The sequence below is a fragment of the Aquabacterium sp. A3 genome (assembly GCF_038069945.1).
GTDB lineage: Bacteria > Pseudomonadota > Gammaproteobacteria > Burkholderiales > Burkholderiaceae_C > Aquabacterium.
The window spans coordinates 426,274-437,834 of record NZ_JBBPEV010000002.1 but is presented as its reverse complement, the minus strand read 5'-3'; the positions used below and the strand labels follow the sequence as shown (position 1 = coordinate 437,834).

The 11,561-nt window shown below is 67.7% G+C and carries 14 protein-coding genes; 8 read left to right on the top strand and 6 right to left on the bottom strand.

The genetic code is table 11. The features are described 5' to 3' along the window. Positions 1–3 precede the first annotated feature (3 nt). From WNB94_RS11195 to WNB94_RS11185, 3 genes are read right to left on the bottom strand one after another with little or no spacing between them, the layout of a single operon-like run. Positions 4–375: a 6-pyruvoyl trahydropterin synthase family protein gene (locus WNB94_RS11195; RefSeq protein ID WP_341390471.1), complete on the bottom strand. Its 372-nt coding sequence runs from the start codon at positions 373–375 to the stop codon at positions 4–6. Between the two features lie 9 nt (positions 376–384). Further along, the gene (gene queE / locus WNB94_RS11190; RefSeq protein WP_341390470.1) at positions 385–1,047 is read right to left on the bottom strand and encodes a 7-carboxy-7-deazaguanine synthase; all 663 of its coding nucleotides are present in this window, start codon (positions 1,045–1,047) and stop codon (positions 385–387) included. A gap of 36 nt (positions 1,048–1,083) precedes the next feature. Beyond that, positions 1,084–1,362: a hypothetical protein gene (locus WNB94_RS11185; protein WP_341390469.1), complete on the bottom strand. Its 279-nt coding sequence runs from the start codon at positions 1,360–1,362 to the stop codon at positions 1,084–1,086. A gap of 47 nt (positions 1,363–1,409) precedes the next feature. On the opposite strand from WNB94_RS11185, the gene hemA reads away from it, so the two are divergent. The 7 genes from hemA to WNB94_RS11150 all read left to right on the top strand — a co-directional run bounded on the left by hemA (position 1,410) and on the right by WNB94_RS11150 (position 7,113). Further along, complete coding sequence (gene hemA / locus WNB94_RS11180; protein ID WP_341390468.1) at positions 1,410–2,798, top strand: glutamyl-tRNA reductase; 1,389 nt, start codon at positions 1,410–1,412, stop codon at positions 2,796–2,798. An 8-nt stretch (positions 2,799–2,806) separates the two neighbouring features. Further along, entirely contained in the window at positions 2,807–3,919 is a 1,113-nt protein-coding gene (gene prfA / locus WNB94_RS11175) for a peptide chain release factor 1 (RefSeq protein ID WP_341390576.1), read from the top strand. After that, on the top strand, positions 3,912–4,808 hold the full coding sequence (prmC, locus tag WNB94_RS11170) for a peptide chain release factor N(5)-glutamine methyltransferase (protein ID WP_341390467.1): 897 nt from the start codon (positions 3,912–3,914) through the stop codon (positions 4,806–4,808). The genes prfA and prmC overlap by 8 nt, the downstream gene beginning before the upstream one ends. A 74-nt stretch (positions 4,809–4,882) precedes the next feature. Next, on the top strand, positions 4,883–5,584 hold the full coding sequence (locus tag WNB94_RS11165; RefSeq protein WP_341390466.1) for a hypothetical protein: 702 nt from the start codon (positions 4,883–4,885) through the stop codon (positions 5,582–5,584). Between the two features lie 72 nt (positions 5,585–5,656). After that, entirely contained in the window at positions 5,657–5,968 is a 312-nt protein-coding gene (gene grxD, locus WNB94_RS11160; RefSeq protein ID WP_341390465.1) for a Grx4 family monothiol glutaredoxin, read from the top strand. A 6-nt stretch (positions 5,969–5,974) separates the two neighbouring features. Further along, positions 5,975–6,547 carry a UbiX family flavin prenyltransferase gene (locus WNB94_RS11155; protein ID WP_341390464.1) on the top strand — a complete coding sequence of 191 codons (573 nt, stop codon included), beginning with the start codon at positions 5,975–5,977 and terminating at the stop codon, positions 6,545–6,547. A gap of 149 nt (positions 6,548–6,696) precedes the next feature. Further along, entirely contained in the window at positions 6,697–7,113 is a 417-nt protein-coding gene (locus WNB94_RS11150) for a c-type cytochrome (RefSeq protein ID WP_341390463.1), read from the top strand. 7 nt (positions 7,114–7,120) lie between these two features. Here the strand turns inward: WNB94_RS11150 and WNB94_RS11145 are convergent, their stop codons facing one another. Beyond that, positions 7,121–7,774: a lytic transglycosylase domain-containing protein gene (locus tag WNB94_RS11145; protein WP_445819066.1), complete on the bottom strand. Its 654-nt coding sequence runs from the start codon at positions 7,772–7,774 to the stop codon at positions 7,121–7,123. A gap of 102 nt (positions 7,775–7,876) precedes the next feature. Next, positions 7,877–9,652, bottom strand: coding sequence for a proline--tRNA ligase (locus WNB94_RS11140; RefSeq protein ID WP_341390462.1), 1,776 nt, complete (start codon positions 9,650–9,652; stop codon positions 7,877–7,879). Positions 9,653–9,756: 104 nt separating this feature from the next. Here WNB94_RS11140 and WNB94_RS11135 point away from each other — a divergent pair, with 104 nt between their 5' ends. Continuing rightward, complete coding sequence (locus WNB94_RS11135) at positions 9,757–10,341, top strand: RNA pyrophosphohydrolase (RefSeq protein WP_341390461.1); 585 nt, start codon at positions 9,757–9,759, stop codon at positions 10,339–10,341. Positions 10,342–10,382: 41 nt separating this feature from the next. Here WNB94_RS11135 and WNB94_RS11130 read toward each other — a convergent pair whose 3' ends face one another. Continuing rightward, on the bottom strand, positions 10,383–11,447 hold the full coding sequence (locus WNB94_RS11130; protein ID WP_341390460.1) for a putative solute-binding protein: 1,065 nt from the start codon (positions 11,445–11,447) through the stop codon (positions 10,383–10,385). Positions 11,448–11,561: the final 114 nt, after the last annotated feature.

Genomic DNA, 11,561 nt, shown 5'->3' with positions numbered 1-11,561 from the left:
CGCTCAGGCGCGGGGCCGGTACACACAACGGTCGCCGGCCGCACGCGACACGGCCACCGCGGTCACCTGCGGCAGGTGCTGACGCACCTGGGCATAGATGAACACGCACAGGTTTTCCAGCGTGGGCGCGCCCAGGCCGGCCACCTCGTCCAGAAAGTGGTGGTCCAGCTGGCTGCGCACGTCGGCGATGACGGCGCGCAGCACGGCCAGGTCCACCACCATGCCCGATTCGGCCTGGCGCTCACCGGCCACCATGACCTCGGCCGTGTAGGTGTGGCCATGGATGCGGCGGCTGCCCGCGGCTTCCTCGGGGGACACCTGGCGCTTCAGGGTGTGTGCGGCGTCGAAAGAAAAGGTCTGACTCAACTCGAACATCTTGATTCCTCAGCGTATGCCCAGGTTTTTGTGGGTCTGCACGCTCAACAGCCAGCGTGGATGGTCCAGGCACCACTGCACGGCCCATTCCATGGCCTGACGGCGGGCACTGGGGTCGGCACTGTCCATGGCCTGCACGCGCCACTGCTGAAAATCCAGTTGCTCGAAGGCCAGCAGGTCATCGTCCGAAAACCCGGCTTGGGGCACCACCACCTTCAACTCGTGTCCGCTGCGCTGCACCAGCGGGGCGCCCGCCTTGGGGCTGACGCAAATCCAGTCCAGGCCTGGCGGAGCCGCCACCGTGCCATTGGTTTCCACCGCGATCTCGAAGCCCTGCGCATGCAGCGCCGCCATCAAGGCCTCGTCCACCTGCAGCAAGGGCTCGCCGCCGGTCAGCACCACAAAGCGTTGGCCGCGGGCCCCGGCGGCCGTGGCCGGCCAGAAGCTGGCGATGTGCGAGGCCAGGGCCTGCGCGTCGGCAAACTTGCCGCCGCCCAGGCCATCGGTGCCCACAAAATCGGTGTCGCAGAAGCGGCACACGGCCGTGGCGCGGTCGGCCTCGCGGCCTGTCCACAAATTGCATCCGGCCAGGCGGCAAAACACCGCTGGGCGGCCGGCATGCGTGCCCTCGCCTTGCAGGGTGTAGAAGGTTTCCTTGACGCTGTAGGTCATCAGGCTCCGATCATGGCAGAGAGTTCGGGTTCGGGCTCATGCCCGCCCACGCAGGCCGGTCCACCACACCGTGAGGGCAGACGCCAGCACGAGTGCAGCGTACGAGGCCATGGCACCGTCGCGGCCCAGCACCAGCAGCCCGGCCAGCCACACCACCACGTTGACGCCGGCCACCGCCCCCACCTGGCGCCACCAGGCCACCGGCTTGAGGGCGCGCCACCACACCAGGCGCGCCAAAGCGGGCACCAGCAGGGCCATGGCCAGGGCGGGCACGAAAAAATTCACCAGGTGGTTGAGGAAATCAAGAAAACCCACAGCGGCGCTCGGCTCAGGCAAAACCCCGGATTTTATAATCTCGGCTTATGAGCGTCTTGACCCTGGGGCTGAACCACACCACCGCCACCGTGGACCTGCGCGGACGCTTTGCGTTCGCGGTGGATCAGCTCGCCCCGGCGCTGCAGGGCCTGCACCACAATCTTCACCAAAGGCTGCGGCTTCAAGGCCCACACAACGCCGCCCCCGAAGTGGCCCTGCTGTCCACCTGCAACCGCACCGAGCTGTATTGCGCTTTAGGCGGGCTCGGCAGCCTGGGCGGACAGGGTCGTGACCTGCACCATGCCGCCGTGCTGTGGCTGAGCCAGGTGGGGCAGGTGCCGCCCGACGAGTTGCTGCGCCACACCTACGTGCACGAAGGCGGCCACGCCGCGCGTCACGCCTTCCGCGTGGCCAGCGGGCTGGACTCGATGGTGCTGGGCGAGCCCCAGATTCTGGGCCAGATGAAGCAGGCCGTGCGCGAGGCCGATTCGGCCGGCACCCTGGGCACCACCTTGCACCAGCTCTTCCAGCGCAGCTTTGCGGTGGCCAAAGAGGTGCGCACCTCCACCGAGATCGGTGCGCACTCCATCAGCATGGCGGCGGCCTCGGTGCGCCTGGCCGCGCAACTGTTTGAGGACCTGCGCCACACCAAAGTGCTCTTCGTGGGCGCGGGCGAGATGATCGAGCTAACGGCCACGCACTTTGCCGCCCGCACGCCCAAGGCCATGGCCGTGGCCAACCGCACCCTGGAGCGCGGCGAGAAGCTCGCCACCCACCTGGGCGCCCAGGCCCTGCGCCTGGCCGAGCTGCCCGATCGCCTGCACGAGTTCGACATCGTCGTGTCCTGCACGGCCTCCAGCCTGCCCATCATCGGCCTGGGCGCGGTGGAGCGCGCGCTGAAGGCCCGCCGGCGCCGCCCCATGTTCATGGTCGACCTGGCCGTGCCCCGCGACATCGAACCTGAAGTGAGCCAGCTCGACGACGTCTACCTCTACACCGTGGACGACCTCTCGGCCATGGTGCAAACCGCGGGCGAACGCCGGCAGGCGGCCGTGCAGCAGGCCGAAGCCATCATCGAAACCGGCGTGCAGGGCTTTGTGCACTGGCTGGACCAGCGCACCACCGTGCCCCTGATCCAGGCATTGCACCAACAGGCCGATGCCTGGCGCGCCCACGAGCTGGCCCGGGCCCGCAAGCAGTTGGCCAAGGGCGATGACATCGAGGCCGTGATGGAGGCCCTGTCGCGCGGGCTGACGCAGAAGATGCTGCACGGCGCGCTGGCCGAGTTGCACAGTGCCGATGCCCGCCACCGTCCGGAGGTGGCCGCCTCGCTGGCCCGGTTGTTCTTGCGCGGCGACGTGGTGCCGGGCCGTGCGCCACGCGGCGCTGCCCACCCCACCGAGATGCCCCCGGCCCCGCCGGAGGACGAGGCGTGAGCGCCGGACTGGCGCCCTCGCTCGCCGCCTCGCTGGAACGACTGGGACACCGCCTCCAAGAGCTGGACGAGGCCCTGGCCGACCCGGTGGTGGCGGCCGACAACAAGCGCTTTCGGGCCCTGTCACGCGAGCACGCCGAGGTGAGTGCCGTGTGCGCCCTGGCCCGCCGCCACACCCAGCGCCAACACGACCTGGCCACCGCACAAGAGATGCTGCGCGACGCCGGCAGCGACGCCGACCTGCGCGCCATGGCCACCGACGAAGTGACCGAGGCCGAAGCCGAACTGCTGCGCCTGGAAGCCGAGCTGCAAACCGCCCTGCTGCCCCGCGACCCGGATGACGACCGCCCGGCGTTTCTGGAAATCCGCGCCGGCACCGGCGGCGATGAGTCGGCCCTGTTCGCGGGCGACCTGGCCCGCATGTACACGCGCTATGCCGAGCGCCAGGGCTGGCGCACCGAAGTGCTGTCGGCCAACGAATCCGACCTGGGCGGCTACAAAGAGGTGGTGCTGCGCATCGACCACCAGGGCACCGGCCCGGGCGTCTATGGCCTGCTCAAGTTCGAATCAGGCGGTCACCGTGTGCAGCGCGTGCCCGCCACCGAGTCGCAAGGTCGCATCCACACCAGCGCCTGCACCGTGGCCGTGCTGCCCGAGCCCGATGAGGCCGAAGAAGTGCAGATCAACCCCGCCGACCTGCGCATCGACACCTTCCGCGCCAGCGGCGCGGGGGGCCAGCACATCAACAAGACGGATTCGGCCGTGCGCGTCACCCACCTGCCCACGGGCATCGTGGCCGAATGCCAGGACGACCGCAGCCAGCACCGCAACAAGGCCCGCGCCCTGGCCGTGCTGGCCGCCCGCATCCGCGACCAGGAGCGCATGGCGCGTCAGGCCAAAGAGGCCGCCCACCGCAAGAGCCTGGTCGGCACAGGCGACCGCTCCGACCGCATCCGCACCTACAACTTCCCCCAGGGCCGCCTGACCGACCACCGCATCAACCTGACCCTGTACAAGCTGGGCCTGATCATGGACGGCGACCTGGGCGATGTGGTGGCGGCCTTGCTCAGTGCCCAGGCCGCCGAGCAACTGGCCGAGCTGGAGGCCAGCACCGGTGTCTGAGCTGCCCACCTCGATTGACGACGCACTGCAACGGGCCCGCCGCCTGGGCGTGGACCGCCTGGACGCCCACCTGCTGGTGGGCGCCGTGCTGCAGCAACCGCGCAGCTGGTTGCTGGCCCACGACCGCGACCCGCTGCCACCAGACGCCGCCGAACGCATCCACGCCTTGCTGCAACGCCGGGCCGCTGGCGAGCCCGCCGCCTACCTGCTGGGCCACAAAGAGTTTTTCGGGCTGACGCTGGCCGTGAACCCCGACGTGCTGGTGCCCCGCCCGGACACCGAAACCCTGGTGCACTGGGCCCTGGAGGTGCTGGCCCAGCCACCGAGCCACACGGCCGCACCGCGCGTGCTGGACCTGGGCACCGGCAGCGGCGCCATCGCCCTGGCCGTGGCCCACACCCACCCCCAGGCCCAGGTCACGGCCGTGGACGCCAGCGAAGGCGCCCTGCGCACCGCCCGCCTCAACGGCGAACGCCTGGGCCTGGCCGTGGCATGGCGCCTGGGCTCGTGGTTCGAACCCGTGGCCGGCGAGCGCTTTGACCTGATCCTGAGCAACCCGCCTTACATCGCCGAGCACGACCCCCACCTGCCCGACCTGCGCTTCGAGCCGCGCAGCGCCCTGACCGCAGGCGCCGACGGCCTGAGCGACCTGCGCCGCATCATCGACCAGGCACCCGAGCACCTGCAAGCGGGCGGCTGGCTGCTGCTGGAACACGGCTGGGACCAGGCCGACGCCGTGGCGCAGTTGCTGCGCGACAGGGGTTTTCTCGGGGTGGCCCACCGGCATGACCTGGGTGGACACGCGCGCTGCACTGGGGCACAGTGGGCTCCATGTCGCGCCGGCACCCTATCGGGGCGTGATGCATTGAACAGCGGTTACGAACCCTGACAACTCCGGCCCACAAGGCGCGGCGGAATCTCTACGATCCAGACTCGTTCCCCGTGTCTTTTGAGGAGCCTGCCATGCAAGCGACCCGATCCGCCCACCCCTTGTCCACCACCGCGCGCCTGGCCGCTGCGGTGGCGATGGCCATGGCGGTGTGCATCCCGGCGCAGGCGCAGTGGGTTCCGCACAGTGGCCACGTGTGGCGCCAGGCACAGGCGCAGGTCAACACCCTCACCACCGCCACCGTGCACCTACACGCCCAGAAAAGCCAGGCCCCGCAGGCCCGGCCCGTGGCCGGCCAGGGCCTCAGCCTGGGGCGGTGGGCAGGACGGGCCGGCGTGGCCCTGGACCGCGACGTCAACCCCGTCAAGGACAGCTACGTGCTGGCCCAGCCTGCCCAGCACGGCCTCAAGATGCGCAGCCTGCACATCCTGTCCGACCTGGAGTTGGGCTCGGGCTTCCGCGCCAGCGCGGGCGTGGTCAAGGGCGACATCACCCAGGCCTGGTGGGGCGAAGGCGACGCCGGCGGCGGCCTGCAACTGAGCGTTCAGCAACTGGACCGCCTGGGCCTGCTGGGGATGCGCGACGGGCGTGACGACGGCCTGCGCCCCTACCTGGGTGCGGGCTACAGCGTCAGCCAGGACCTGGGGGCCGACCACAGCACCTGGCATTTCAGCGCCGACCTGGGCGTCACCCCCCAAGGCAGCGAGCAGCGCAGCGGCGGCGAAGGCCTGCGTCTGAACCCCGTGCTCAAGCTGTCGATGCGCTACAGCTTCTGAAGCCCACACGCCCACGCACCGGATGGCGCTGGGGTAAGCTCTGGGTTTGTCCACCTGCGACCCCCACACACCATGAGCGACGTTCAACAACGCATCGACGACCTCGTCAAAACCAACCGTGTGGTGCTCTTCATGAAGGGCACCGCCCAGTTCCCCATGTGCGGCTTCTCTGGCCGTGCCGTGCAGATCCTCAAGGCCTGCGGCGCCAACGACCTCGTCACCTTCAACGTGCTGGAAGACGAAGGCGTGCGCCAGGGCATCAAAGAGTACGCCAACTGGCCCACCATCCCGCAGCTCTACATCCAGGGCGAATTCGTGGGTGGCTCCGACATCATGATGGAGATGTACCAGTCGGGCGAGCTGCAGCAACTGCTGAGCGCCTGATCGGTCATGCCGGCCCCCGCACGACGCCTGATCGTCGGCCTGACCGGTGCCAGTGGCGCCGTCTACGGCGTGCGCCTGCTGGAGCGCGCCCGCGCCCTGGGCATCGAGACCCATCTGGTGGCCACCTCGGCCGGCATCCTGAACGTGCACCACGAGCTGGGCCTGGACCGCAGCGGCCTGGAGGCCCTGGCCACCCAGGCCCATGCGCCCGGCGACGTGGGCGCCTGCATCGCCAGCGGCAGCTTTGCCACCCATGCCATGGTCATCGCCCCCTGCTCCATGAAGACGCTGGCGTCCGTGGCCCACGGCATGGGAGACAACCTGCTCACCCGCGCCGCCGACGTCACCCTCAAAGAGCGGCGCCGCCTGGTGCTGATGGTGCGCGAAACGCCCTTCAACCTGGCCCACCTGCGCAACATGACCGCCGTCACCGAGATGGGCGGCATCATCTTTCCGCCCCTGCCGGCCTTCTACCACCGGCCGCAAAGCATCGACGAGCTGGTCAACGACACCGTGGAGCGCGTGCTGGACCTGCTGGGCGTCAGCCAGGCCAACCCTCAGCGCTGGCAAGGTTTGTGAGCCACCATGGGGGCCTGCCGTGAACTGGGTCACGTTGACGCCAGTCACGTGCGGACAAACCGCTGAAAACGCCCTCGCAGCGCATCCATGAGGGCAGCAGCTGGCGTAAAGATGGCCGATATCACCGTACATGCCACGCTGACCGTTTCATGCCACCTGCCTTGTATTTTTCGTTGACGCGCCTCTGGCTGTGCACGGCCTTGGTGGCCTGGGCCCCGGCCAGCACCGCCCAGACGCCGATCATCCTGCCCGCATCGACCACCCAGGCGCCCAACATCGCCCGTGGTCAGGCCCTGCACAAGGCGCTGTGCCTGCGCTGTCACGCCTTGGACCAGCACGGCATCGGCCCGGCCCACCGCGGCGTCTACAACCGCCTGGCCGCCACCCAGGCAGGCTACGAGTACTCCACCGGGCTCAAGCGATCACGCATCCGCTGGAACGCCCAGACCCTGGACCGCTGGCTGGCCAACCCCGATGCCTTCGTGACCTGGCAGCAAATGGATTTCCAGGTGCCTGATGCCCAGGATCGGGCCGATTTGATCGCTTACCTGCGCACGCTGCGCTGACCCGGCCTCAAGAGCCCTGAGCCACCACCTGGTCACGCTCCAGCGCCTGCCACTGCCGCCAGGCGGCATTGACCATGTTGGGGTACTTGGCCTGGCCCCGGCTGCCGTTGTAGCGGCCCAGGGCCATGAAGAGGTTGCCCTTTTCGCGGTCCAGGTAGTGGCGCAGGATGACGCAGCCAAAGCGCAGGTTGGTCTGCATGTGGAACAGGCTGCTGGGGTCACCCGTGCCGATCAGGCGCGACCAAAAGGGCATGACCTGCATGTAGCCCCGCGCGCCCACCGATGAGATGGCGTACTTGCGGAAGGCGCTTTCGACCTGGATCAGGCCCATGATCAGGCTGGGCTCCAGCCCCGCCCGCTTGGCCTCGTAGCACACGGTGTTGAGAAACTCCAGGCGGACCAGCTCATCGGGCTTGCGCTTGACCAGTTTGTGCTGCAGGGCGCGTGCCCACCGGTCGCACTGCCGCTGCTGCTGCGCATCGGCGAACACCAATTGAGGCTCGGCCGAGCCCACGGCCGCCGACAAGGCCGTGCGCACCGAATCCGCCAGGGGCTCTTCGGCCTGGCGGCCTGCCCAGGCCTGCATCGGCCAGGCGCCCAGCAGCAGGCACAGTGCAGCGGCCATGCCCAATGCCCAGGCGGCCGCCCGGGCGCTGGGCATGCGCCCATGTCGCACGCTTGGCGCCGCCACTTCGCGCACCTCGCGCACCTCGTCCACATTGCCGGTCATGCCTCTCACCTTAGCCGATCTGGCCCGATGTGATCACGCCAATTGCAGGCGCGCACGCAGGTGATTCAACAGCTCGGCCACCGGCACCTTGGCGGCCTCGGGCTCCTGGCGGCCCTGCACTTCGGCCAGGCCCTCTTTCAGGCCCTTGTCGCCCAGCACAACGCGGTGCGGCACGCCAATGAGCTCCCAGTCGGCGAACATGGCGCCCGGGCGCTCGCCCCGGTCGTCCAGCATCACGTCCACCCCCAGGGCCACCAGTTGCGCGTGCAGTTCGTCGGCGGCGGCCTTGACGGCCTCGGAGCGGTCGTAACCCACCGGGCAAATCACCACGGTGAAGGGCGCGATGGCCTCGGGCCAGACGATGCCGCGCTCATCGTGCTTTTGCTCGATGGCCGCGCCCAGGATGCGCGTGACGCCGATGCCGTAGCAGCCCATCTCGAAGTGTTTGGGCTTGCCGTCCACGTCCAGGAAGGTGGCGTTCATGGCCTTGGAGTACTTGGTGCCCAGGTAGAACACATGGCCCACCTCGATGCCACGCTGGATGGCCAGCACACCCTGACCGTCGGGCGAGGGATCGCCCTCGACCACGTTGCGGATGTCGGCCACCAGGTCGGGCTCGGGCAGGTCGCGGCCCCAGTTCACCCCCCGGAGGTGGAAGCCTTCTTCGTTGGCGCCGCACACCCAGTCGGCCATGTGGGCCACGGTGCGGTCGGCCACCACTTTGACGGGCTTCTTCACATTGAGCGGGCCCAGGTAGCCCGGCTTGCAGCCAAAGTGCTCGACGATTTCCTTCTCGGTGGCAAAGCGGAAGCCTGTCTTGAGTCCCATGGTCTGCCCGGCACCATCCACCAGCTCGATCTTGCCAGCCTTGACCTCGTTGAGCTCGTGGTCGCCGCGCACCAGCAGCAGCCACACCGTGCTCTTGACGATCTCGCCGGCCTCGTTGGTTTCGTCGGTGGCCAGCACCAGTGACTTGACCGTCTGGCTCAAGGGAAGGCCCAGCAGTTCGGCCACCTCGGCGCAGGTGCTCTTGCCGGGGGTGGGCACCTTCTCCATGGCCTGTGATGCCGCACCGCGCTGCGCAATCAAGGAAACCGCTTCAGCCAGCTCGATGTTGGCCGCGTAGGTGCTGGTGGGGCAGTACACGATGGCGTCTTCGCCGGTGTCGGCGATCACCTGGAACTCGTGCGAGCGGTCGCCCCCGATGGCGCCGGTGTCGGCCGCCACGGCGCGGAACTGCAGGCCCAGGCGCTCGAAGATGCGCGTGTAGGCCGCGTACATGGCATCGTAGGTCTTGCCGGCGCTGTCCACATCACGGTCGAAGGAATAGGCGTCCTTCATGGTGAACTCGCGGCCGCGCATGATGCCGAAGCGCGGGCGGCGCTCGTCGCGGAACTTCGTCTGGATCTGGTACAGGTTCTTGGGCAGCGCGCGGTAGCTGCGCAACTCCTGACGGGCGATGTCGGTGATCACCTCTTCGGCCGTTGGCTGGATCACGAAATCGCGGTCATGGCGGTCTTTGAAGCGCAGCAGCTCGTCGCCCATCTTGTCGAATCGACCGGTTTCCTGCCACAGCTCGGCGGGCTGCACCACGGGCATCACCAGCTCGACCGCGCCGGCGCGGTTCATCTCTTCGCGGATGATGGCCTCGACCTTGCGGATGGTGCGCAGGCCCATGGGCATGTAGGTGTACAGGCCCGCACCCAGCTTCTTGATGAGCCCGGCGCGCATCATGAGCTTGTGGCTGACGATCTCGGCGTCGGACGGTGCTTCTTTGAGCGTGGAGATGAAAAATTGAGAGGCTTGCATGGCACAAAAAAAGCGCACCACCTGAATGGGGCCTTGACACCTTCACTAGGCGTTTTGGCTCAGGGGTGCAATAATGAAACCAGTTGAAAGATTCGGAGTTGATTATGCTCGACCGGGAAGGGTTTCGCCCCAACGTCGGCATCATCCTGCTCAACCAGCGGAATCAGGTGTTCTGGGGCAAGCGCATACGCACCCACTCCTGGCAATTCCCCCAAGGCGGCATCAAGCATGGTGAGTCGCCCGAGCAGGCGATGTACCGCGAGCTCCACGAAGAAGTGGGGCTGTTGCCCGAGCACGTGCGCATCATTGCCCGCACGCGGGACTGGCTCCGCTACGAAGTGCCCGAGCACTTCATCCGACGCGACGCCCGCGGCCACTACAAGGGCCAAAAGCAGATCTGGTTTTTGCTGCAGTTGCTGGGCCGCGATTGCGACATGAACCTGCGCGCCAGCACCCACCCCGAGTTCGATGCATGGCGTTGGCACGAATACTGGGTGCCCCTGGAGACGGTCATCGAGTTCAAGCGAGGCGTCTACCAGATGGCCTTGTCAGAGCTGGCCAGGTACCTGCCCCGCCCCAGCAGCGGAGGCAATCGCTTCTTGCGAGGCCACCTGCGTCATCCGGCCCGGGAGGGCGATGAAGCCCACCTGCCGACACACGCCGACAGCCCCCACCCCGAAGAACACTGAAACACCCCGACCCTGCACCGGCAGGATCGGGGCGCTCAGACTCAGTCGATTTCCTTCTGGCTGGCGCACTCGGCATCCGCCGGGTTGACGCTGCAACGGGCCCGCTTGAGGATGTTCATCGTGGTCTTGTCGTACAGGCCTTGCTTGGCGATCGAAATGCGTGCTTCACGCAGCATCACGACGTACTTGGGCAGCACCTCGGGGGGCAGGTCTTGCCACATGGCGGCCGGGATGGCCTTCTCGGCAGCAGCCACCAACCCCAGCGCGCGGTCGTACTGGCTCAGCCAGAACAGACGCGACTTCTCGCCAAAGCCTTCAGGGAACTTGGTGCGGTCGAGGATCACCTGCACCGTGGGCACCATGATGGGCAGGCGACCCACACCCCCCTTGGTGCCCATGCCCTTGTGCAATTCGAGCGGCTGGTAGGCCACGGCCGGCAGGGTGACCATGTCCACCATGCCGTTGTTGAAGCGCGGGCCGATGTTGGTCACGTCCACCGACACGGGCTGGGCACCGATGCGCTGGATCATCAGGGCCTGGGCCTTGTCGTAGTCGAACGCGGCGATCTTCTTGCCGGCCAGGGCCTCGACCGAGTTGATATTGCGGTCACGCACCATCGGGTAGGCAGCGCCCAGCGGGAAGATGCCACCGACTTCGTGGTTGCCATTGACCATCAGCTTGGCGGCCTGGGGCGACGCAAATACCTGGATCACCTTGCGCAGCACTTCGTAGCTGGCCTGGGTGTCGGGCTTGCCGTTGCGCACGATGGTGGTGGAGCCGATGCTGTCGATCGAGCCGGCCACTTCATTGAACGGACGGGTGCGGAACGAGGTGGCGATCACGCCCTGGCATTGACCAGCGCGGTAATCCTCGACCGCCACGCGTTCATCGACGTGCACCTTCAACTGCATGTCGACGCCGTGCTTCTGCATGGCCAGGGCGTAGTCTTGGGCGGTGGCGTAGACATCACCGGTCTTGCCGGCCACATCCCACACGCAGATGGTGGTTTTGGCCTGGGCCGACATGGACATGGCTGCCACACCCACGGCCAGGGCCAGGGTCTTGAGGGCAGCGCGGGGGGCAGCGGTGGCAGCAAACAGGGGCATGAGGCATTCCTTCAGATCGACCCGTCGACACAACGGGTTGCCTTTTTAACGTAGAACGCCACAGGGGTTACGACAGGGTCAACCCTAGGTTCCCCATCATGGGGGGCCGGCGAG